21 protein-coding genes are annotated in these 23,255 nt (G+C 42.3%); 8 read left to right on the top strand and 13 right to left on the bottom strand.

Features of this window, described 5'->3' with window-relative positions; genetic code table 11:
* Positions 1-311 precede the first annotated feature (311 nt).
* Positions 312-1,280, bottom strand: coding sequence for a phosphate acetyltransferase (gene pta, locus IEX94_RS01920; RefSeq protein WP_188855809.1), 969 nt, complete (start codon positions 1,278-1,280; stop codon positions 312-314).
* Positions 1,281-1,685: 405 nt separating this feature from the next.
* Here pta and hemQ point away from each other — a divergent pair, with 405 nt between their 5' ends.
* The 3 genes from hemQ to IEX94_RS01935 all read left to right on the top strand — a co-directional run bounded on the left by hemQ (position 1,686) and on the right by IEX94_RS01935 (position 3,451).
* Positions 1,686-2,435, top strand: coding sequence for a hydrogen peroxide-dependent heme synthase (gene hemQ / locus IEX94_RS01925; RefSeq protein ID WP_156854185.1), 750 nt, complete (start codon positions 1,686-1,688; stop codon positions 2,433-2,435).
* Positions 2,436-2,589: 154 nt separating this feature from the next.
* On the top strand, positions 2,590-3,039 hold the full coding sequence (gerQ, locus tag IEX94_RS01930) for a spore coat protein GerQ (RefSeq protein WP_188855810.1): 450 nt from the start codon (positions 2,590-2,592) through the stop codon (positions 3,037-3,039).
* A 160-nt stretch (positions 3,040-3,199) separates the two neighbouring features.
* Positions 3,200-3,451, top strand: coding sequence for a hypothetical protein (locus tag IEX94_RS01935; RefSeq protein WP_188855811.1), 252 nt, complete (start codon positions 3,200-3,202; stop codon positions 3,449-3,451).
* Here IEX94_RS01935 and IEX94_RS01940 read toward each other — a convergent pair.
* From IEX94_RS01940 to IEX94_RS01955, 4 genes are all read right to left on the bottom strand, one after another.
* A complete protein-coding gene (locus IEX94_RS01940; protein ID WP_188855812.1) occupies positions 3,446-3,814 on the bottom strand; it encodes a DUF423 domain-containing protein in 369 nt (122 codons plus the stop codon). The genes IEX94_RS01935 and IEX94_RS01940 overlap by 6 nt on opposite strands.
* A 15-nt stretch (positions 3,815-3,829) precedes the next feature.
* Complete coding sequence (locus IEX94_RS01945; protein ID WP_194461783.1) at positions 3,830-4,138, bottom strand: YwdI family protein; 309 nt, start codon at positions 4,136-4,138, stop codon at positions 3,830-3,832.
* A 461-nt stretch (positions 4,139-4,599) separates the two neighbouring features.
* Complete coding sequence (locus IEX94_RS01950; protein ID WP_188855814.1) at positions 4,600-4,902, bottom strand: phasin family protein; 303 nt, start codon at positions 4,900-4,902, stop codon at positions 4,600-4,602.
* A 3-nt stretch (positions 4,903-4,905) separates the two neighbouring features.
* Positions 4,906-6,561, bottom strand: coding sequence for an ABC1 kinase family protein (locus IEX94_RS01955; RefSeq protein ID WP_188855815.1), 1,656 nt, complete (start codon positions 6,559-6,561; stop codon positions 4,906-4,908).
* A 314-nt stretch (positions 6,562-6,875) separates the two neighbouring features.
* On the opposite strand from IEX94_RS01955, the gene IEX94_RS01960 reads away from it, so the two are divergent.
* Complete coding sequence (locus tag IEX94_RS01960) at positions 6,876-8,222, top strand: YjiH family protein (RefSeq protein ID WP_188855816.1); 1,347 nt, start codon at positions 6,876-6,878, stop codon at positions 8,220-8,222.
* A 268-nt stretch (positions 8,223-8,490) separates the two neighbouring features.
* Here the strand turns inward: IEX94_RS01960 and IEX94_RS01965 are convergent, their stop codons facing one another.
* The 5 genes from IEX94_RS01965 to IEX94_RS01985 all read right to left on the bottom strand — a co-directional run bounded on the left by IEX94_RS01965 (position 8,491) and on the right by IEX94_RS01985 (position 14,894).
* The gene (locus tag IEX94_RS01965; protein WP_156854169.1) at positions 8,491-9,477 is read right to left on the bottom strand and encodes an acyltransferase family protein; all 987 of its coding nucleotides are present in this window, start codon (positions 9,475-9,477) and stop codon (positions 8,491-8,493) included.
* Positions 9,478-9,669: 192 nt separating this feature from the next.
* Positions 9,670-11,064, bottom strand: a complete 1,395-nt coding sequence (locus IEX94_RS01970; RefSeq protein WP_156854521.1) for an L-cystine transporter — start codon at positions 11,062-11,064, stop codon at positions 9,670-9,672.
* Positions 11,065-11,248: 184 nt separating this feature from the next.
* Positions 11,249-11,689, bottom strand: a complete 441-nt coding sequence (locus IEX94_RS01975; RefSeq protein ID WP_156854167.1) for an OsmC family protein — start codon at positions 11,687-11,689, stop codon at positions 11,249-11,251.
* Positions 11,690-12,024: 335 nt separating this feature from the next.
* Positions 12,025-12,816 (bottom strand): TerC family protein, encoded by a 792-nt coding sequence (locus tag IEX94_RS01980; protein WP_156854165.1) that lies wholly within the window; start codon positions 12,814-12,816, stop codon positions 12,025-12,027.
* Between the two features lie 338 nt (positions 12,817-13,154).
* On the bottom strand, positions 13,155-14,894 hold the full coding sequence (locus tag IEX94_RS01985) for a phospho-sugar mutase (RefSeq protein ID WP_156854163.1): 1,740 nt from the start codon (positions 14,892-14,894) through the stop codon (positions 13,155-13,157).
* 171 nt (positions 14,895-15,065) lie between these two features.
* Here IEX94_RS01985 and IEX94_RS01990 point away from each other — a divergent pair, with 171 nt between their 5' ends.
* The 3 genes from IEX94_RS01990 (at position 15,066) to recQ (ending at position 18,891) form a co-directional block, all read left to right on the top strand.
* A complete protein-coding gene (locus tag IEX94_RS01990; protein WP_373290784.1) occupies positions 15,066-16,169 on the top strand; it encodes an AI-2E family transporter in 1,104 nt (367 codons plus the stop codon).
* Positions 16,170-16,487: 318 nt separating this feature from the next.
* Positions 16,488-16,676: an SE1832 family protein gene (locus IEX94_RS01995; protein WP_188855817.1), complete on the top strand. Its 189-nt coding sequence runs from the start codon at positions 16,488-16,490 to the stop codon at positions 16,674-16,676.
* A 70-nt stretch (positions 16,677-16,746) separates the two neighbouring features.
* Entirely contained in the window at positions 16,747-18,891 is a 2,145-nt protein-coding gene (gene recQ / locus IEX94_RS02000; RefSeq protein ID WP_188855818.1) for a DNA helicase RecQ, read from the top strand.
* A gap of 36 nt (positions 18,892-18,927) precedes the next feature.
* Here recQ and IEX94_RS02005 read toward each other — a convergent pair whose 3' ends face one another.
* The gene (locus IEX94_RS02005) at positions 18,928-20,172 is read right to left on the bottom strand and encodes an aminopeptidase (RefSeq protein ID WP_188855819.1); all 1,245 of its coding nucleotides are present in this window, start codon (positions 20,170-20,172) and stop codon (positions 18,928-18,930) included.
* A 212-nt stretch (positions 20,173-20,384) separates the two neighbouring features.
* Here IEX94_RS02005 and IEX94_RS02010 point away from each other — a divergent pair, with 212 nt between their 5' ends.
* Complete coding sequence (locus tag IEX94_RS02010) at positions 20,385-20,729, top strand: winged helix-turn-helix transcriptional regulator (protein WP_308425566.1); 345 nt, start codon at positions 20,385-20,387, stop codon at positions 20,727-20,729.
* Positions 20,730-21,131: 402 nt separating this feature from the next.
* Here IEX94_RS02010 and IEX94_RS02015 read toward each other — a convergent pair whose 3' ends face one another.
* Both IEX94_RS02015 and cls read right to left on the bottom strand, forming a co-directional pair.
* Positions 21,132-21,653 carry an acyl-CoA thioesterase gene (locus tag IEX94_RS02015; protein ID WP_188855820.1) on the bottom strand — a complete coding sequence of 174 codons (522 nt, stop codon included), beginning with the start codon at positions 21,651-21,653 and terminating at the stop codon, positions 21,132-21,134.
* Positions 21,654-21,674: 21 nt separating this feature from the next.
* On the bottom strand, positions 21,675-23,111 hold the full coding sequence (cls, locus tag IEX94_RS02020) for a cardiolipin synthase (RefSeq protein ID WP_156854151.1): 1,437 nt from the start codon (positions 23,109-23,111) through the stop codon (positions 21,675-21,677).
* Between the last annotated feature and the right edge of the window lie 144 nt (positions 23,112-23,255).

Consider the following 23,255-nt stretch of genomic DNA (forward strand, 5'->3'; position numbering starts at 1 on the left):
GTAATCAAATGAACAAGAGAGGATCACACTTGTTCGACCGATTAGAGAGATTGTAATCAAATGAACAAGAAGATTGTCACAGCCTTTCGAGCGACTAAAGGACGCCTAAGCTTCCAAATTCGTATCTCCTTCATGTGCGCAGAATTAAAAAGCAGTGAACCAACATATGGTCCACTGCTTGCATTATTTTTATAAAATACGAAATCAATATTCTACCAATCCCTTGTTCCGTCTGCTCGAGCTGATAAGCAAGCTGGGTCAGAGGTGTTCCCCACTTCAAGTGGAACAACACCTCTGACCCCATGTCCCAATTATGCTTGGGCGGCGGTGATGATTGCTAGTTTGTAGACGTCTTCTGTGCTACAGCCTCGGGATAGGTCGTTTACTGGTTTGTTCAATCCTTGTAGAATCGGTCCTACCGCTTCAAAGTTACCGAGACGTTCTGCGATTTTGTAGCCGATGTTTCCAGCTTCAAGGCTTGGGAATACAAAAACATTCGCGTCCCCTTTGATTTCTGAATCTGGAGCTTTTTTCGCGGCAACGCTTGGTACGAAGGCTGCGTCGAATTGGAATTCACCATCAATGACGAGCTCTGGATTATTTTCTTTCGCTATTTGAAGCGCCTCTGCTACACGCTCTGTTTCTTCTGATTTTGCCGATCCTTTTGTAGAGAAGCTTAGCATTGCTACACGTGGATCAATTCCGAAGAGATCTGCTGTGGTTGCACTTTCTGCGGCAATTTCTGCAAGATCGTTTGCGTCAGGTGCAATATTGATAGCACAGTCGGCAAATACATATTTTTCCTCATTTCGGACCATAATGAATACACCGGAAGTTTTCTTCACTCCAGGTTTTGTTTTGATGATTTGTAATGCAGGACGCACGGTGTCTGATGTGGAATGAACCGCTCCACTTACAAGACCATCTGCTTCTCCCTGATACACAAGCATCGTCCCGAAATAATTCTCGGTCTGTAAGATTTCTCTTGCGCTTTCCGGGGTGGCTTTTCCTTTACGGCGCTCGACAAAGGCATCCACCATCGCGGCGAATTCCGAATAATTCGTTGGGTCAACAATCTTACATCCGCTAATATCAAAGGATAAGGATGCTGCCTTGTCTTTAATTGCAGCTTCTTCTCCAATTAGTACAGGGGTAAGAATGCCCTCCCCCGCTAGCTTCGATGCTGCTTCAAGAATACGCTCATCTAAGCTTTCTGGGAATACAATTTTTTTATTTGCAGCTGATACTTTCGGTTTTAGTTGTTCGAATATATCGCTCATATTATTGCCTCCACTAAAATTGACTTTAATTTTATTTTACGCGATTCGACTTGAGATTTAAAGAAATAACCATTGAGGGAGTGCAGATATTCGACAAAGTAATGACAGACACGTTCCGAGGTGAATCAACATTCGTAAATATGTTATAGTAAAACCAGAATTCATTAATTTAAGGTAATGTTCAAATAGGAGGATAAAAAGGACCGAGGTCGGCTAAGAGCGCAACGTCCTGTTGCAACGCCGACACTAGCACGTCCTATGCGTCGAAATTCGAGGCGGCGAAGCTTTGAGCACCGGAATGTACGTCAGTAGGTACATGAGGAGCGAAAAAGCAAGCCAACGAAGAAGTTCGAAGTGTCATTTTTACCGGACTTTTTGAACAACCTCTATAAGGGAGAGATCATAATGGCTGAAGCAGTAGTAACCATGGATGGTTGGTGTAAGTTACATGATACACGTACTTTTGATTGGTCGACATGGAAATTAACATCAGAAGAAGAACGCAATGCGGCAATTCAAGAATTTCAAGAATTAATGAAGAAATGGGATGCTGTTGAAGCAGATAAAGCAGGCAGTCAATCCGTTTATAAAGTTATTGGAAACAAAGCAGATTTACTATTTATTTTCCTGCGTCCGACAATGGATGAGTTAGAAGAGATTAAGCGTGATATTAATAGATCAAAATTAGGTGATTTCCTTATCCCGAGTCATTCGTATGTGTCCATCGTCGAAATGACGATGCATAATCCAATGGAGGAAGGGAAAGACCGGGAGCTATCTCCTCAAGTTGAAGCAAGATTGAAACCAATTTTACCGAAATGGGAGTATGCTTGTTTCTATCCGATGAATCGTCGTCGCGAGCAAAATGCAAACTGGTTTGAAATTTCAAAAGCAGAACGTACTCGCCTGCTTTATGAGCATGGAATGACAGGTCGTAAGTATGCTGGAAAAGTAAAGGAAATTATTAGCGGATCTATTGGGCTTGATGAGTGGGAATGGTGTGTGACATTGTTTGCGCACGACCCATTACAGTTCAAAAAGATTGTTTATGAAATGCGTTTTGATGAAGTGACGACAAAATACGGCGAATTTGGTGACTTCATCATCGGTGCATACTTGCCGAATGATGATTTCGCAGAATACTTTAGTTTATAGGAGTTTGTATCAAGGGTCCGGAACTTGAAATATAAGTTCCGGGCTTTTTTTGTCATCATTTTGCCCAACTTACATACATATAATTAGTGAATATTCATCCTGAGAGTCCGACTGTTTATCGTTAATTTTGTTTTATATGAGGAGGTTTTTTAAAATGAGTGAGGAAAAAGAAATAAATCAGAATCAAGAGGAACAAAGCTTCTATAATTACCCTAACCAGGTGTATTATCCACAGCAACAACAGCAAACTTACGGATTCTACCCGATGTATCCTGCTGTTCGGCAAATGACACCACCGCAGCAGCAAACAGGAAACCAAGGCATGCTTCCGCTCCAGCAATCGTATATTGAAAATATTTTACGTTTGAATCGCGGGAAAATGGCAACTGTTCATATGACATTTGAAGGGAATAATAGCCGCACCTTTACGGGTATCATCGAAGCTGCGGGGAGAGATCATATTATCTTAAGCGAAGAAGGAACCGGCCGTCGCGTGCTTTTACTCATGGTCTACTTGGATTATGTCACCTTTAACGAAGAAATCAACTACGACTACCCCTTCGCCGCAACGGGCCAACAATTAGCCAACTTCCCACCACGATAAAAACTCTTATTAAGGGAATAAAGGCGCAGGATTCGGACGTGTCTAGCCCTGGATACCTCCTAGGTTAGCCACAGCATTTTTATTTCATCGTACGCTATGCAATAAAATAGGATGGCAAGTTAATTTGCCATCCTCATCTTTCAATAAAGGGGTGAAACCCGTGAAACAGACATATGAAAAAGTTATACAGATTGAGCTCCTAACGTTAGGCCTGTCCGTTGTGCTTGGTTTCATCGCCCTTTTCCAAAGTTCTATCTTCCTTGTCATTTTTTCCTTTTATCTGCTTAGCATTAGCTTAATCTGTGACGCATACAGCCATCAGTACACTTCGTCCCGCATGCTTCAAGGGAAGAAACAACTCATTCGCGCGGTTGTCATCCTCCTGCTCGCAAGCGCACTCTTCTTTTTATAAATGTTTCAGAATCGCTGTTCCAAGCAGGACCCAACCAACAAGGAAGGAAACCCCGCCAAATGGAGTAATCATCGCAAGTGTCCGAACGCCTGTCGTGGAATATAAGTACAAGCTTCCAGAAAACAGTACGATTCCAAGAACAAACATCCAGCCTGCCCACGTAATACTTGTTGCCTGGACTTTCAACATTAAGATTCCCGTTGCAAGAATCGCTGACGTATGGAACATTTGATAATTAACGGCTTTTTCCCATGTCTCCAATTGCTTTTCCGTAAGTCTACCTTCAAGGCCGTGCGCACCAAAGGCTCCTAAAGCAACGGCTAGAAATCCGTTAATGACACCAACTAGTAACAATGCTTTCATTTTTTCTTATCTCCTTTAAAAGTTAAAAATTGAATCACCATTTGCTCCTTCATGGTCAATCATAGCAGGTGCGTTCTGATTCTCTATTACAGAACTCTTCTTCTCCCCAAGCATTGCCTTAATTTCTTGTTCGGAAAACGTATTTTGTGATTGGGATGCTTGGACCTCCCGAACCGGCTCGCCTGCTTCTTCAAGAAATAGTTCAGAGAGCAATTTAATATTATTTATATGCTGAAGGAAATCTTGACCATCCTGTTCCTTAGCTATCGCAGTGTTAAGTTCCTTCATCATTTTAGTTAAGACTGTTTGATTCTGCATGCTCATCCTGTCACTCCTTTAAGTGTTCTGCAGTTCCTTCCATTATAGCACGAGTTGTGCGCTAGATGAACTTGAGAGATACAACAAAGGTGCTGAGCGGACGTGGCTATCGCTAGCAATTCCAGTCATCCCGAGCATCTTTAATTTTTAATTTCCGACACACAAAAAAGCCTCAGCTTACCGCTAAGACTCCTGCTCGGATTTATGAGGTCTGCTTGCTGCCCCTAATTGCTGCTCCTCTAGATACCGATTGTAAAGCCATGACAAAAATTCCAGTTCTCTTTGCTCTAGCGCCCTCCCTAGGACTATTTCCGTGTTTAAGCAAAACTGATTGTATTCTTCCAAAGCTTTACTTCCCCCTTTGAAAGGTCGATTGTTTGGGTCAATTATAAAGTACATTATAGCCTTTTTCAAGAACTTTACAGAAAAAAAGAACCGGCTGATGATTCAACCAGTTCTCGTTAAGTTTATTCTTGACTCTCCAGTTTTGACTCCAGTTCTGTGATTCGTGCGTGCAAGGCGGCAATGTCCTCTTTTGTAGCAAGACCTAAGTCCTCAGCAGCTCTCAGTTTCTGGTCATCTTGTTTCTGTGCCCATTCTTCCGTTTTTTGTTCTCCTTTTTCAATGAAATCATTCATCATTTGTTTCGCTTGCTCTTGGGAGATCTCATTTTTAGAAACGAGTTCGTCTAGCTTACTTTCCAGCTTTTCTTTACTTGCAATTGCAGCACCAAGTCCTAGTAAGAAGCCTTTCTTTAAGTAATCTGTCATCAATTACACCCCCTTTTTATTTTGCTTGCGTATCATTCTGCGATGGAATAGTAATAGGATATTCAATAAAACAAAAAAAATTACGGCAATGGTCCAACCTGTATAGCGAATAGCAGCTTCATCGATCGCATAGCTATACACGCTGATTAATGTTCCTACTACTACCATAATAAAGGAAAAAACCTCTAACAGTAAATAGTATTGATGCTTCATTTTTATCTGATTCTTTTCTTTATCCCAGACCCGGTCCCGTTCTCCGCTTTCTAAGAAATTAAGTAGGGCCCGCGGGTAAGACAACAACGGATCAGTCGCACGTCTCACATACTGCTTGGTAACAGATTCGACGATACTCTTCGTGCCGAACCAGTCCTTAATCTCATCTTTCCCCCATTTCACGATATCAATCTCCGGATTAATGGTATATAATATCCCAACGACGATCGATATCGCTCGGAGCAGATAAGCATAATCGGCAGGAAGCTGGATTGGCTGTTCTTTTACAATCTCGCTTATCTCGTCGAATACTTGATTTATCGCCTGGCTATCTAAATTTTTTAATGAAACATCGGAATACATTTCAACGGCATCAATCAACACTTCTTTAATTTTCTTCTTATTCGCGTTCGGGAGGAGGAAATTCATTTTATCCAATGCATCAATGACGATTTCATAATTATCGATAATAAATCCTTGGATGAGCAGTTTAAAATTTTCAGTATCCTGTTTCTTAATCTCTCCAATCATTCCGAAATCAATGATCGCAACGGTACCGTCCTCACGCAGCAGGATGTTTCCCGCATGGGGATCCGCATGAAATTTACCAGGATTCAGGAATTGATCGATGTAAAAGTCAAAAAGATTCTTGGATATCTGTTCCCGGTTCAGGTGGTGTTCCGCGAAGAATGCAGTATCCGTAATTTTTTCCCCATGAATCCATTCCATCACAAGGATACGTTTCGTACATTGTTCTTCATAAAAGTGTGGAATATGAATATTCTCCATATCACCATAGCGTCTTTTAAAATACTTTCCGAATTCAAGCTCCTTCCCGTAGTCAAGTTCACGTTCCATGACGGTGACCAGTTCATGATACAGTGCTGTTAAATCAGCTTTCTTCCCAAAGTTTGTAAACACTTTAAGAATCCAGAACACCATCCGCAGTGCGACAAAATCTTTATGGAATACTTCTTCAATCCGGTGGCGCCTTACTTTGATTGCAACTTCTTGGTCATTTTTTAAAATACCGTAATAGACTTCACCAATCGATGCCGAGGCGACTGATTGTTTCTTAATATATTTCACATGTTCATATATGTTCTCTCCCCAGTCTTCCCGGAGAATCTTTTCCGCATATTCAAAAGGCATTGACGGCACATGGTCGACAAGGCCGGTTAACTCTTGGATGAAAACATCGGGAAGAAAGTCGGTTCTTGTACTTAAGAATTGTCCCACTTTAATGAGTACGCCGCCGAGGTTTTCTGCTTTCTCCCGGTACTTCTTCCCGAGATCTTCAAGCAGTTTGTTCCATTTCTTATTCGTCTGCTCATCCCATACGGAATGAAGGAGCAGGAATAGATATATTCTCGTTATAAATGAAATTGTAAGGGTGATAATTACTAAATAGCGATAAAGGAAATTATATTTGAGCAGCTTTCGCAAATGAACCACCTCTGTTCCTATCTTCCCTACTTTCACCTTATCTTAATCATCCGATTTACACAAACCTAAACTGAAACTTTAATCAATAGGGGTTTTGCTTCATTTCCCACTGATTGTTAGTTGAACGAATCGGGGTGTTAGCGTCCGTTATCTCCGTCCTAAACTTTTTCGATATGACCTGAAGTTTTGAAGTGGGCGTTTTACAGACGGTTACACCGACAAAAGAGGGAATTCACTGAAATTTTATTCAGCTATTGCATGTTTTATCAGCCGGATGTATAATTATGCAGTACGTTAATTTGGAGGATGAAATAATGTTAAAAGGATACACATGGAAGAACTATTTATTATTTATTATCCCTTCTCTGATCGGGATTCTTTTATTTATTACCCCGATTTCAACTAGTGACGGGACGACGATTCCAATTGCATTACTTGCGGGATTTGTCGAGGAAGCACTTGCACCTTATCTATCGCTAATTATGTTGCTGATCATCTTGATTACTGCATTCTGTACGATAATCGGCTTTGTATCGAAAGGTAAAGCTTATGCACAAACACCTTTCTTCAAGCAATTATTTACTACTTCATTATTCTGGACGGTTACCCGTACGATTGCTGCCGTGTTTGCGATCATGGTCTATTTCAAACTGGGTCATGAGGCATTTTATAGCCCGGACACCGGCGGAACATTACTTGATGGCTTATTGCATACGTTATTCGCGGTTTTCTTGTTTGCCGGATTATTTTTGCCACTGTTGACGAACTTTGGCTTACTTGAGTTCTTCGGTACATTGATGACGAAAATTATGCGTCCTGTGTTTAAACTGCCGGGACGGTCTTCGATTGATGCACTCGCTTCATGGGTTGGAGACGGGACAATCGGAGTACTACTAACAAGCAAGCAATATGAAGACGGCTTTTATACGAAGCGGGAAGCGACGGTAATTGGGACGACGTTTTCCATCGTGTCGATTACATTTTCTTTAGTTGTATTATCCGAAGTCGGGCTGGAGCATATGTTTGTTCCTTATTACATTACAATTGTGATTGCCGGCGTTGTCGCTGCACTGATCATGCCGCGAATTCCACCGCTTTCACGAAAAAAGGATAGCTATATCGACGGAAGTAACGATGTTCTTGATGAAACAATTCCTGAAGGATATAACGTGTTGAGTTACGGTCTAAAAAATGCGCTAGAACGTGCAAAGAAAGAAACGAATGTGTCTAAATTCTTTAAAGAGGGCTTCCAAAACATTTTAGATATGTGGATGGGGGTTGCTCCTGTTGTGATGGCATTCGGTCTGATTGCACTTATCATCGCCGAATATACACCATTCTTCAGTTGGATTGGAACACCGTTTATCCCACTCTTAGAACTTATGCAAGTACCAAATGCTGTAGAAGCATCCGAAACGATTCTAATCGGTTTTGCGGATATGTTCTTACCCGCAATTATCGGTTCCGGTATTGAGTCAGAGATGACACGATTCATCATTGCCGCTTTATCCGTGACCCAGTTGATCTACCTATCCGAAGTCGGAGGATTATTACTAGGTTCCAAAATTCCAGTTTCCTTCATCGACCTAGTCGTCATCTTCTTACTACGGACGATCATCACACTCCCAATCATCACACTAATCGCACACCTCTTGTTTTAGAAATCGGGACAGAGGGTCAGAGCAGTTGTCCCTCCTTTTGAGCGGGACATGGGGTCAGAGCAGTTGTCCCAGTGAGCTAAGTGAACGGGAGACTCTCATCCCTTCACCCCGGGATTAAAAAATGAAGAAAGCAGTGGACCATCACCCGGTTCACTGCTTTCTTCATTTTTTGTAAAGATTATAGGAATCCCGTATCGGGACAGTGCCTCTGACCCCGCTGTCCCAGATCTCGAATTGGGACAGTGTCTCTGACCCACTGTCCCAGATCTTAATTTAGTTTTTCTCTTAGGAGGGTGGTGCGGCCTTCAATTAGTGGTTGGAAGATGCCGAGTACTGGTTTCCATGCTAAGAGATAGACGATTCCTGCTGAGATGGCGGCAAGGCCAATGAGGTCGAGTGGACTGTCGACAGAAAATAATCCCGCTTCACGGAAGTATTGGATAAAGAATCCGTGTAATAAATAGACGTAGATTGTCCGGGCTCCAAGATGGGTAACCCCTTTTATCCGTTGTTGCGGAATCCAGGCAAGGACGCTTATAACCATCAATGCCGACCCCGCATAGACGAGCAGACGAACAATTCCTCCATAGTTCTCCACCCCTAAATCACCATACGATTTCGAAGCGAGCAACCAACCGGTATTAATTTCCGGTAAATAATAGATTAAGAAGGCGAACACCGCCATAATGACAATTCCCGCTATTTTGACAGATCTCTTTTTCACAAGCATGAATTGCTCTTCCGTGAGCCAGTAGCCAATTAGGAAAAATGGGAAAAAGACAAATGTCCGCGACAAACTTAATGTATGGCCAATCTCGCCAAAGTAACCGACCACAATCCCAATCAGTAAAGCGATGCTAATGCCTAGCATTGGTTTTAGCTTCTTAAATTGTTCGAGTAATATGTGCCAGCAAAATAGGCTTATTAGGAACCAGAGCGACCATTGCGGGTAAAATAAGCTCGCCTGCCAGTCCGCTTTACCAATAAGGTAATAATAGCCAGTGTACAACATCTGGAAAATAAGGTATGGCAGAAGTAATTTATTTACGAGTTTCCAAATATATTTGCTATCCCCTGCCCCCCTTGCAAAGAAACCGGAGATTAAAATAAAGGCAGGCATATGGAAAATATAGACCCATGTATATAATGTGTTCATACCAAGTGAATCCGTTGCGAACGGTTGAATCAAATGACCAAATACAACGAGGAAGATCAATATCGTTCTAGCATTATCAAAATACGCATTTCTTTCCATTGTTCTTCATCCTTTTTGTTCATGATTATTTTATTCGTCACTAAAACCATTGTACCCGCTACAGCCCCAAATAGCTGGAATGATGCGGCGTTTTCATTGTTTTGTTAGCCTCATGTAAACTAGATGACAAAATGTAATATTTTTGAAATCAAAAAAACCATCCCTATGGAGAGACGGTTTTTTCGCGTAAACTTATACGATTGCTTCATCAGCAACGGAATCTTTATCATTAAATTTGTCTGAATCATGTGTGCCGAGAATACGGGATGTAAGTGTGCCGGCAACCATACTTCCATTCACGTTCAAAGCAGTACGCCCCATGTCGATTAATGCTTCAACAGATATCAATAAACCTGCCAGACCGACTGGAAGACCCATGGAAGAAAGGACGATAATTGCTGCAAATGTAGCTCCACCACCTACACCCGCTACACCAAATGAACTAATTGCTGTGATGATAACAAGCGGGATTAGAAAGTCAAATGCCAATGGATTGATTCCTGCGGTTGGAGCGATCATAACGGCAAGCATAACCGGATAAATACCAGCACAACCGTTTTGTCCCATTGTCGCACCGAATGAGGCAGATATATTCGCTGTTCCGTCATCTACTCCAAGTCCGTTCTTCTGTGCTTGAATATTGATTGGAATCGCTCCGGCACTTGAACGGGATGTAAATGCAAATGCAAGGGCAGGGAAAGCTTTTTTCACGTAAATGAATGGGTTCAAACCACTGATTGACACTAGGACCAAATGGATGATAAACATGACAATTAACGCTACATAAGAAGCAAGAACGAATTTACCGAGTTCAAGCACTCCCGCATAGTTCGTTGTCGCAACCATATTTGTCATTAGCGCGAGTACTCCGTATGGTGTTAGACGAAGAATCAATGTAACGATCCGCATGACAACCGCATAAATCGCATTTACACCTTTAACAAAGAGCTCTGCCTGTTCCGGCTGTTTCCTTCTGACACCTAAAACGGCGACACCTGTAATAAATGAAAAGACAACGACACCAATAACAGATGTCGGACGCTCTCCAGTCATATCAAGGAAAATATTGTTTGGAATAAAGTTTAAAATTCGTTGAGGCGTTGTCTGCTCTTCCATATCCGAATAGCGCTCTTCAAGTGCTAACGCTCGGTCGCTCTCCGCTTGACCCGATTCAATCTGGTCGGCAGAAAGATCAAAAATAAGTGCAGAGCTAATTCCGACAACAGCTGCAATCATCGTCGTACCAATTAAGATACCGATAACCCAGCCAGCCATTTTCCCAAGTTGTTTCGTTTTCTCCAAGTTGATGATTGCCCGAATAATGGAAACCATTACGAGTGGTACGACAATAAGCATCAGGAGACGGACATATCCGCTTCCTACAATATCGTACCAGTCAAGCGTCCCGGTTAACACATCCGACTCCGCTCCGTAAATAATCTGCAGGACGGCACCAAGAACAATCCCCAGACCCATTGCAGTAAAGACACGCTTCGCAAAGGATACATGTTTTTTCTGCATTGTATACAGCAAGCCAATAATTGCTAATAAGACAATAATATTTATAACTATAAAGACGATATCCATCATTTCCCTCCTAAATTATTATTCCCATAGAATTAATCTGATATAGACTATACTATGAATTAATCCGATGTGCAAGAAATGAGTTTATCAGGAAAATTTACATGTTTATTAGCTTTTCTTTAAGAGATTAAAGCTTTCTGTAAATAAAAGAAATGATTCCACAATCCGAGGTGGAATCATTTCTTCATCTTAGATTAGCCTTAAGTTCGATTTCAACATTTCCTTTAATTGCACGGGAAATCATACAGCTCGTTTCTGCTTTTTTGACTAACTTTTTCAATTTCGCATGTTCTTCATCCGTTGCGGAAGCTTTTAAGACTACGGTCGGCTTATGGATTATTTTTTTATACGTAAACACACCATTTGTCACGTCGACAATTGCTTCAGCATCGTGGGACATTTCCTCCAGTGGCAAATTCGCCCGTTCGATCATCGCCGCTAGTGTGATGACATAACAGGTCGCAGCTGCTCCAAGCAGCATTTCATCCGGATTCGTACCAATACCCGGACCATCCATTTCTTTAGGGATTGAAATCTCTGTTTTTAAATTCCCAGCATCAATCCGACCGCTACTATTTCTTCCACCCGGCCATTCCGCCTTCAAATAAAAATTATGTTCCGCCATGTAATCACCTCTTAGCCCGATTGTAGCATAATTTTTGCTATTTACTTAACAGGAAGCAAAAAAACAAAGGCGCAAGTGCCCTTACAGGCTAGGTACGCGATTCGTTACGCGGGCGCCTGGGACTGCGATTACTCGTCCCACCGAAGAGCGTTTGTACTAGCACGTACAGTAGTCGCAGCAACGTACAAACTGTGCCTTACAGGACGGTAGATAGTTCGATGTTGTCCCATACGTGAGCGTACTTAATCGAACTTACCCTTTTATAGTTGCTTAAAAGAAAAAACCAAGGAAAAATCCACCTCGGTCGTTTCTCTTCATAGTCATCTATCTAGCATTTATTGAATGTCTTCTGTATCCGTTGTCGTCTTCTTCGATGAGAACCAACCGATAACTGCGATTAGAACGAGCACGATGTAAAACGTTAGCTTCCAGCCCGTTGTATGCGGGAATCCTTGTGGAATAAGCGCAATATCTTTATGGGCTAGGACAAGAACAGCAAGCTTCACCCCGACCCATCCGACAATGAGAAATGCCGCTACCTCGAGACCTGGTCGTTTAGCAAGTAAACCAACGAAAACATTCGCTGCAAATCGCATAATGATTAGTCCGATCATCCCGCCGGCAAAAATAACTGCAAACTGTCCAGCATCAAGACTTCCAATATGACCGAGTCCAGTAGGCGGCAGGGCTACTGCGAGTGCAACAGCTGCCAATATGGAGTCGATAGCAAAAGCAAGATCGGCGAATTCAACTTTAAATACCGTAAACCAAAATTCTTTCGGTGTTGCCTCCTTGAGGGGTTCTCTATCCCTTGGAATGCTCGCTTCCTCTGGACTTTTCGATTTGAAACGGTCGTATAAGTTTTTAGCTGCAATTCCAAGTAAGTATATCGCGCCTAGCGCTTGTATCCACCAAAATTCTACGAGGTAAGAAATGACTAATAAAGAACCGAAACGAAGGACAAAGGCACCTGCCAGTCCATAAAACAGAGCTCTTTTTCGTTGTTTTTCCGGTAAATGCCTTACCATAATCGCTAATACGAGCGCATTATCTGCAGCAAGCAGTCCTTCCAGACCGATTAAAACGATCAATACCCATAAATATTCTAAAATCAAATCTGCACCCATTGGTACACACTCCTTCTCCTGCTTCCCTCAGCGTGGTTTTAGGCACAAAAAAATGGCCTTTATAGATAAAGGCCACAGAAAAAGACCTTTACCTGCGATGGGTAAAGGTCTCGCTAACAACAATTGTTGCCAATCAAGCCGGAGATAGGTATCTCGTAATGACGACTTAAATTGTACAGCTACTCCCCTTTAGGAATCTTTAGGAATATTAAACACTATTCTAGTTAAAATGTCAATCTTTACCCCATACAGGGAAAACATATGCGATTTGTAAAAACTTTTTCTATTCTACTGTTCCCCAAATCAAAATATTTATACATGAATAGGAAAGTTTTTTGCTATTTTTTGATGATTTCTGCAAGAATTTCATCTAGTGCAATTTGTATCATTTCTAACTTTTTCGTGCTTGCTTCTTCGCTCTTGTCCCGGACACCGTAGTAGTATTTCAATTTCGGTTCAGTTCCTGATGGGCGGAAACAAACCCAGCCGTCTTCTTCAAGAATGAATTTCATCATGTTTTCTTGCGGCAAGTTAATCGTTTCAGTCGTGCCGGTTGCTGTGTCCGTACGTTCACTCGTTACGTAATTCTCGACTTTTTCCACACGGATTCCAGCAACTTCTTCCATTGGCCGGTGACGGATCTCTTCCATAATTTTAGCTATTTGTTCTGAACCTTCTTTTCCTTCGAGTGTTAAGGAATTGAGCCCTTCGAGGTAATAGCCGTGTTTCTCATATAGTGAATGAAGGGCTTCTAAAACAGACTTCCCTTGGCTCTTCCAGTAATGGGCCATTTCCGCAGTTAGCATCGCCGCTTGAACAGCATCTTTATCACGGGTAAATCCACTTGCAAGGTAACCGTAACTTTCCTCGTAACCAAACATGAATGTTTCACCAGTTGAATCAAAACCTGCAATTTTCTCTGCGATATATTTAAAGCCAGTGAGTGTTTCAATCGTCTCTACTCCATAAGAATCAGCAATCGCTCGGCCGAGTTCTGTCGTGACAACTGTTTTAATCATCCGGGCATTTCGGTAAACGTTCAGATTGCTATGGGATAAAATATAATCGAGCAATAAAGAACCGAGCTGGTTTCCAGTAAGGACGACATATTCGCCTGCCTTATTTTTAACAGCTGCTCCAAGCCGGTCGGCATCCGGGTCTGTCGCAAGTAGGACATCGGCATTCTCTTTTTCCCCATACTGTATCGCCAGCTTAAATGCCTGATGTTCTTCCGGGTTCGGTGATTCAACGGTCGAGAATTCTGGATCTGCGACTGCTTGTTCCTCCACAATAGTGACATTTGGGAAATTCAGTTGTTTAAATCCGCGCGCAACCAAGTCTGTCCCTGTTCCGTGAAGCGGCGTGTAAATGATTTTCAGATCCTTTTCTCGTTCAAGTTCTTCCTGGCCCATCTTCGTCATTCCAATAAGATTTTCCAGGTAGGAGCGGTCTACTTCTTCACCTAGCCAGTAAAGCAGCAATTCATCTTCTAATTCCTTCTTGTCACGGACCGGTACTTGCAGTTCATCCCCTGTCGCTTGAATTGCTGCTGTAATTTGCTCCGCTTCTTCCAGTAGAATTTGGCCGCCTTGTTCGTTGTAGACTTTAAGCCCATTGTATTGTGGCGGGTTATGACTTGCCGTAATCATAATCCCAGCTGCTGCGTTCAAGTAACGAACCGCATAGGAAAGGACAGGGGTAGGTCGGATTGATGTAAAGACAGACGCGCGAATCCCATATGCCCCTAATACTTTTGCCGCTTCAACAGCAAATTCCTGGGACATGTAACGTGAATCGTAAGCGATTGCAACACCGCGTTGTTTTGCATTCACAACATGCTCCAATAAGTAATTTGCAAGTCCATTGACTGCTTTTCTTACGGTATATATATTCATCCGGTTCGTGCCGGGTCCGAGCACGCCGCGGATACCTCCTGTTCCGAACGTCAACTCTTGGTAAAAAGCATCTTCCGTTTCTTTAGGATCGTTTTTCAAATCCTTTAATTCGGCTTGGAGGTTACTATCCAAGTTCTCGAAAGCAAGCCATTTTTCAAAGGTTTGTTCCCAGTTTTTCGCCATTTCGCTCCCCCTAAATATGTATATATATCAAAATATTAACACAGCAGATTCTTTTATTCTATGAATCATGAATAAAATCATGAGTTTTTGTTAATAATACTATTATATAGTATAAATTTAAAAGCACAAAAGCAGGGAAAATGAGAATAATAGATTAGTGGGTTCGGGGGTATGGTTTTGGTGAGGAATAAACGTTTTTTTGAAGTGCTGGTTGGTCTGATTTTGATTTTCTTATTGATTTGGCTAGTTTCAATCAATGACTTTATATTTATGCCATTGTTTAAATTGGTTGGCGCGGTAGCATTTCCGATTATCGGAGCAGGGATTCTTTATTATCTGACGAAGCCGTTGATGCACTTTTTTGAACGTTTTAGAATCCATCGTATTGTCGCGATTCTTATGGTATTCGTCATTATTTTGCTCGTCGCCTTTCTCTTTGTCATTTATATTTGGCCAATTGTCCGTGATCAGACAGCGAATCTGATAAAAGGAATCCCGGCGATGGTTAAAGTTGCTGAAGACTTCATCAGTTACTGGGAAACGAATTATACGATCATACCAGATCAGGTACTGCAGGCAGTTGATGATTTCGCCGACAAGATTCCTTCTCGCATTGACGATATTATCAATCATTTATTTTCCTTCGTCGGTGGATTGATCGGTCAAGTTATCAGTATTGTAGCAGGGATCGTGCTGATCCCATTTTTCCTTTTCTTTATGTTAAAGGATGGGGAAAAATTATTGCCGTTTATTATGAAATTTTTCAAGCCGAAGAAGGCTTATAATCTCCGAAGTTTATTGCTAAAAATCAATCAAGTCTTAACGGCATTCATCCAGGGACAGTTGATTGTAAGCTTTTTTGTCGGAGTGCTTCTCTTGATCGGGTATTCGATTATCGGTTTGGACTATGCACTAGCACTTGCTTTATTTGGAATGTTAACAAATGTGATTCCTTATCTTGGACCCTTTCTAGCTGTAACGCCGGCGATTATTGTTGGGGCATTTCAAGATCCATGGAACATTGTTTGGGTATCGATCATTATGATTGTTGCCCAACAGATTGAAAGTACACTGATTTCACCAAATGTAATGGGGCAAGTGTTGCATCTCCATCCACTTACAATTATTACAGTCATCCTTGCAGCAGGAAGTATCGCCGGCTTTCTCGGCATCCTATTCGCCGTCCCCTTCTATGCCGTCATCCGAACGATCATTATTCATTTTTACGAAACATATGTGGATTCTAAGAAAAATAGAGAAGACGCGTTGTTTTGATCAGTGTGTCTAATTCCAGGAAATACTCCGCACTTGTACTTTCTCCTGGAAGTCTGCATTCCAGACTAAATTAGAATGAAAATCGAACAATCCACTTCCCACTTAATTAGCTCTGGGAATATACGGAGACTCCAACAGGGTGAGAGGCATTGATGAGACCCTACAGCAGGCTTGCCTGCGGGGAGGCTCATCAATCGCGCAGTATATTCCCGGAGCGGGGCTAGCCCTCTAATTATGGTTTAGCTTTTTCCCTAGGAATCTATCCGAAATCATATTACAATAGATACAGAGGCTTTGGGAAAGGGGACTTTTTAGAAGATGAATAAAGAGCAGCTTTTGGGTAAATTGGATGAACTGAAGTCGGATTACGTCCGGATTCAAGGTGATATGGATAAATTGGAATATGTAAAAGGCAGAGTATCCTCAGCAGAAGGCCAACTCGTACGCCTCGAAGGAGAAATTGCCGAAGTACGCAAACAACTAGAGAAAATCGAGGAAGAAGAGTAAACTTGCAATTTTACTCTTTTTTTTATGTAAAAATATGATACGATTATTTTCATAGAAAGGAGTGTTGGACATGCTCGTCAAAGAAAAAAACATACTGCAAACCTACTTCGGTTATGAAGCATTCCGCCCTGGGCAAGAAGAAGCAATCTCCCATATACTCGAACGAAAAAATACACTTGCTGTCATGCCTACAGGTGGAGGTAAATCCCTAATCTATCAAATCCCCGGATTATCCATGGAAGGTACTGCAATCATTATCTCCCCTTTAATCTCACTGATGAAAGATCAGGTGGATGGACTTGTATCCCTTGGAATTGCTGCAACCTATATCAACAGCTCCCTGTCTGCCGCTGAACAGGATATGCGGATGCGGGAAATTGCGGCAGGCAGATATAAGTTTGTCTATGTCGCTCCAGAACGTTTTGAGTCCTATCGTTTCACCGAACTGATGCAAGAGATTCATATTTCGCTCGTCGCCTTTGATGAAGCGCATTGTATTTCCCAATGGGGGCATGATTTCAGACCGAGTTACCGCTCGATTGTCCCGCGCCTAAAGGAGTTTGGCAATATTCCAGTCTTTGTCGCGCTTACTGCAACGGCGACAGAGGAGGTTGTTGAAGATATTCAGTCCCTACTAAGCATTCAGAACGAACAGACCGTAAACACCGGCTTTGCTAGGGAAAACCTCTCCTTTCATGTCGTTAAGGGGAAAGATAAGCAGACGTATATTCGCAGCTTCCTTACCGAACATAAAAATGAGCCGGGAATTATTTACACGGCAACCCGGAAACAGGCGGACAATCTGCATACGCAGCTAAGTCAGCGTGGTTTTTCTGTTGCGAAATATCATGCCGGGCTTACGGAACTCGAGCGGCAAGAGGCTCAATCCGCTTTCCTCCATGATGAAGTGACGGTTATAATTGCGACGAACGCATTTGGCATGGGAATCGATAAATCAAACGTTCGTTTTGTAATTCACTATGCGATGCCGATGAATATTGAATCCTATTACCAGGAAGCCGGAAGAGCTGGCCGTGATGGAGAAGCGAGTGACTGTATTCTTTTATTTTCGCCACAGGATGTGCAAGTTCAGAAGTTTTTAATTGAACAATCGATGATGGAAGAAGATGCGAAACAAAACGAATACCGCAAGCTTCAAGCGATGATTAATTACTGCCATACCCACGGGTGTCTTGCAAATTTCATTCTGGAATATTTTGATGGAGTCACGCCATACGCAAGCTGCGAACGTTGCAGCAATTGCACAGAACTGCAGGAAAAAACGGATATTACAGAAGAAGCGCAGATGATTCTCTCTTGTGTGAAGCGGATGAATGAGCGGTTCGGTGTTAGTATGACAGCAAAGGTACTGAAAGGGTCAAGGGATAAAAAGATTGTTCAATTTGATCTAACACGCCTCACAACATACGGGCTGCTTTCTCGGTATACCGAAAAGGAAATTACTGAAATGATTCACTTTTTAATTGCGGAAAATCTGCTGGCGATTGAAGAAGGACGTTATCCAACGATTCGCTTGAATCAGAATTCTGTCGATGTCTTGAAGGGTGAACGACCGGTAGAAATGTATACTGCGCCAATTCCAACGACAGGAGATTCCGATTTCCATGTTGGATTGTTCACCGAACTGCGGGCACTTCGGAAGGAAATAGCGGATGAGAAGAATCTGCCGCCATATATTCTCTTTTCTGACGCTACATTAAAAGAACTAAGCCGATATTTCCCGCAAACGAAAGAAGAGATGCTGCAAATCAAAGGAATTGGTGAGGTTAAGTTTAAACAATACGGGGAAGGCTTCCTTACCCTCCTACAAGACTGGCGTGCACGTAATCCAGATGTGGAAGTAAAAGTGCTTATTTCTGCCGACACACCGGTTGTCCGGAAAAAGGATACGGATGACGAAGGGCCAAGTCATCTCGTTAGCTACAATCTTTTCCAATCCGGCAAAACGATTAAAGAAATAGCTGCAATTCGTGGTTTTAAGGATCAAACGATCGAGAATCATTTGTTTAAAGCATATAAAGATGGATTCACCCTTGCTTGGAATATCTTTTTCAATGAGGAAGAAGAAGCGGAAGTGCTGAAGGCAAAAGAAGGAATGGAGGAAGAACGGTTAAAACCGCTGAAGGAAGCCTTGCCTGAAAGCTATACGTATTTGAAAATTAAAGCTGTGTTAGTGAAAAATGGCATGATGTAGTGGGACAAGGGCTCTGACCCCAATGTCCCACTTTTTTTATTCACCTTTTACATTCAGTGCCCATGTACCTTTACGGAAGACAGGTTCGGTTGTGCCGTCTTGTTTGACGCCGTCGATATCAAGCTTGTCAGAACCAATCATGAAGTCGACGTGGATGAGGCTATCATTAACACCGTGTTTGTCTAATTCCTCATTACTCATTTCAGAGCCGCCTTTTAGGTTGGTCGGATACGCTTTACCCAACGCAATGTGGCAAGAGGCGTTTTCATCAAAAAGCGTGTTATAGAAAATGAGTCCGGATTGGGATACCGGGGATTCATCTGGGACGAGCGCAATTTCACCAAGACGACGAGCTCCTTCATCGGAATCGAGTAAGTGCTTGAGTACCTCTTCCCCCTCTTCCGCTTTAAAGTCAACTACTTTTCCATCTTTGAAAGTCAGCTGGAAGTTGTCGATTAAGCTTCCGCCGTAGTTCAATGGTTTCGTGCTTGAAACCGTACCGTTTACACCATATTTATGTGGCAAGGAGAAGACTTCTTCTGTCGGGATGTTCGGATTGAACGTAACACCGGTTTCCGCAACCGCCGAACCGCCTTTCCAAATATGCCCTTCTGGTAATTCGAGATCGAGCTCTGTACCTGGTGCTTTTAAGATTAACTTTTTATAATTTTTGTTATTTAGAACTTCACGAGCCTTTTTCAAAGTTGCATTATGCTTATCCCATGCAGCAAGCGGATCAGCTTGGTCAACACGGACGATTTTCAAGATGGCTTCCCATAAACTTTCTACTGCATCTTCTGGGGATTTATCAGGGAAAATCTTTTGGGCCCAGTCTTTAGATGGAATGGAAATGATTGACCAAGGAATCTTGTCATTCATCGTATATTTGCGGAAATTAACCATTGCTTCAGCTGCTGCTTTATTTGCTGCAGCTACACGGGATGGATCAATATCTTTTAATAAATCCGGGTTTGTCGAACGGATATGAAGTATGGCTGCCCCATCTTCTGCAAATTCATCATGCAATTTAACGCGCCATTCCGGGAATGAAGCAATAACCTCGTCCGGGGCATACTGGTATTTCAAGAGCGTTAACTCATCATCCACCCAGTTGATATGGACATCCTTCGCCCCGATTTCGTACGCCCTCCTTGCCACAATCTTTGTAAAATCTGCTCCCTCGAGTGGAGCATTGATCATGAGTGCCTGCCCCTTCTGTAAATTGACGCCAGTTTTTAAAGCGAGTTCAGCATATTTTTCTTGCAATTCGATACTTGCCATTTTATGACCTCCAATTGGTTCAAATTGTATACGTTCTATTATTTCACAAATTGAAGAATTCACCAACTTTTTTGTAGACAAAATCATTGGACCTGCCCTATCCCTTATTGCGAACGAAGCTATTTTATGGTAAACTTAATATTAAGTTACTTTTTGTAATTACTGTGATTCCTTTTCTTAAGGCTTGACATTGGATTAGTGAGGTGATCAATATGGAGGAAATCTTATGTCCACGTTTTGAAAAAGCGATGGGGTTATTAAGTACCCGCTGGGTAGGCTTAATCTTATTTGAGTTGCTGAAAGGGACAAAACGTTTCTCAGAGATGGAAGCTAATTTACCCATTAGTGGCAGATTGCTCTCCGATCGCTTGAAGATGCTCGAAAAAGAAGGTATTGTCGAGCGGAAAATATATTCTGAGTTCCCTGTCCGGATTGAATATTCGCTCTCTGAAAAAGGCCGCGCACTTGAGCCGGTCATCCGCGAAATTCAGGTTTGGGCGGAGGAGCATGTTACAAAAGAAGAGGTAGAAGCGGAAAAAGAGGACAAAGTAAAATAAATAGACAGATGTGCGCCTGATTTCATAACCTTGGGCACATTCTGAGGGCTTAGCGGATTTACTTCCCTAAGCCCTATTTTACATTTACCATCTTTCGCAGTCTGAAAGAGTGGATTTTCATTTGGCGTAAGTACAGCTTTCATCTGGAGGTCTGTAATCCCGATATCTCTTGCTTTTTGCGGGCTTTTTTCTAATTCGCAAGGTGTCAATAATTCATTTTTCTGGTCCGTGTTTTCAACGTTTAAAAGGAGGCGATGGCTGTAAAACCATGCCTCCTTTTAAGTTGTAGCGTATGAGTTTTTTTTTAACATAGGAACACCTCATTTCTGCTATGAGGTTGTTGTTATATTAATTGCAGCCGCTCCAAACAGAAAATGGTTAAGAGCTGCCAAGTACTCTCTCCTACTTGTTTCTGTCCCAAATATATTCGGAGCCAATTTTTTGAGCGAAAGTTTTCGATTTATTCCGGCGTTCTCCGCGTTGTTCGGCACGTTCGGGTGCGGATTCGTGCAGCGTCTTCTCATAATCGGTCTCCGGGTAAACCGGCGGAACTGGGGTTGGTCTGCCGTATTCATCAATCGCTACAAAGGTAAGAAAAGCAGTGTTACATACTTCCTTTTCCTCCGTTACGAGATTCTCTGTAATGACCCGGACAAAAACTTCCATCGATGTATTCCGTGTCCACGTAACGAATGATTCGATTAAAATCGCGTCCCCTGCCCGTACAGGGGTTAAGAAGTCAACCGAGTCAATTGACGCTGTAACGACAGGGTTCCGGCAATGCTTTACCGCCGAAATTGCCGCTAAGTCGTCAATATGCGCTAAAAGCCTTCCACCGAATAATGTATTATGGACGTTTGTGTCCGGTGGGTGAACATGGGTTGTTTTAATTGCTAATGAGTTGGAACAAGGTTTTGCTTTCATGATGTCCTCCTTGATGTTCTCTTATAGAACTGGTGATAATAAGCGTGATATCGATTCTTTCAATTTGATTCCAAGCGAGCGTTTCTCATACAGTTTCTTCGTCATTTGTGTGGAGCGGCGAATGTCGTCATGGAATGCTTCGACGAGTTCTTCGGTAATTTCCTTATCATAGATCAAGGCACTCACTTCAAAATTCAGGCGGAAACTGCGTACATCAATATTCGCTGTTCCAACCGTTGATATTTTTCCATCGACGATTAGTGTCTTCGCATGCATGAAACCGTTCTGGTAAATATAAATTTCTCCGCCCGCTTCGAGCAAGTCCCCACTGTAGGATAAGGTTGCCCAGTAGACAAATGGATGATCCGGTTTATTCGGGATCATGACCTTTACATCCACACCAGATAATGCTGCAAGTCTTAGCGCATCCCGCAAGCTCTCATCCGGAATGAAGTAAGGCGTCTGAATATAAATATATTCCTTTGCCTCGAGTATCATCTTTATATATGCATTCTTTATCTGTTCCAAATCCTGATCCGGACCGCTCGAGACGATTTGCATGCCGGCGTCTCCTGCTTTTTCCGATTGATAATAGTGGTCTTCATAATGAATATTACTTTTAGCTGCTTGGTTCCAGTCAAGGATAAACCGCGTCTGCATTCCTTCAACGGCAGAACCCTTTACACGCAGATGGGTATCGCGCCAGTAACCAAATTTTTTATCTTTACCAAGATACTCATCACCGATATTGAATCCACCGATATAGCCGATTTTCCCGTCAATGATTGCGAGTTTACGGTGGTTACGGTAATTTATTTTAAAATTGACGAGTTTTGCTGGGAAAAACGCTTCGACTTGAACACCGGCATCCCGAAGTCGCTTTACATATTTTTTACTCAAACGGCGTGAGCCCATTGCATCATAAAGGAAACGGACGGTGACACCTTCATTGGCTTTCTTGATCATGACATCGGCTAGTTTCATGCCGAGCTCGTCATTGCGAACAATATAATAAATTAAATGGATATGTTCTTTCGCCCGCCGCATGTCTTGCATCAAGCGTTCAAACTTCTCCTCTCCGTCGAGAAGTATATCAACCGCGTTGTTCTGGGATAAAAGGGAAGAATCTGTTCGTAAATTTAAATAAACCAGGCTCGCATATTTTTTCATATCTGCGTCGCTATATTCTAGTTCATCATTTTCAATATCACGAAGCTGGGACTGAACTGCCGCCTTTAATCCGAGTTTACTCTTCGTGTCCCAGACAAAAATCCGTCCATTACTGATTGGCTTTCCAAAGATTAAATAAAGAATAAATCCAGCAACTGGGATAAATAAAAGGACCATGAGCCAAGCCCAGGTGGATGAAGCGTTTTTCCGCTCCAAAAAGATAATCGACAACCCGAGAATGATATTAACTAATATTGTAATGTTCAATAAAATCGCAACTAAACTCATCCAACCAGCCCTCTTCATCAATCAAATCAACTAATATACTATAATATAGCACAACTCCCCCACCACTTCGAGCGGGACATTGGGGTCGGGACATTGGGGTCAGAGTATTTGTCCCGGTGTGGTGGGACATCGGGGTCAGAGCTT

Source organism: Oceanobacillus indicireducens (assembly GCF_014647195.1).
Lineage (GTDB): Bacteria > Bacillota > Bacilli > Bacillales > Amphibacillaceae > Oceanobacillus > Oceanobacillus indicireducens.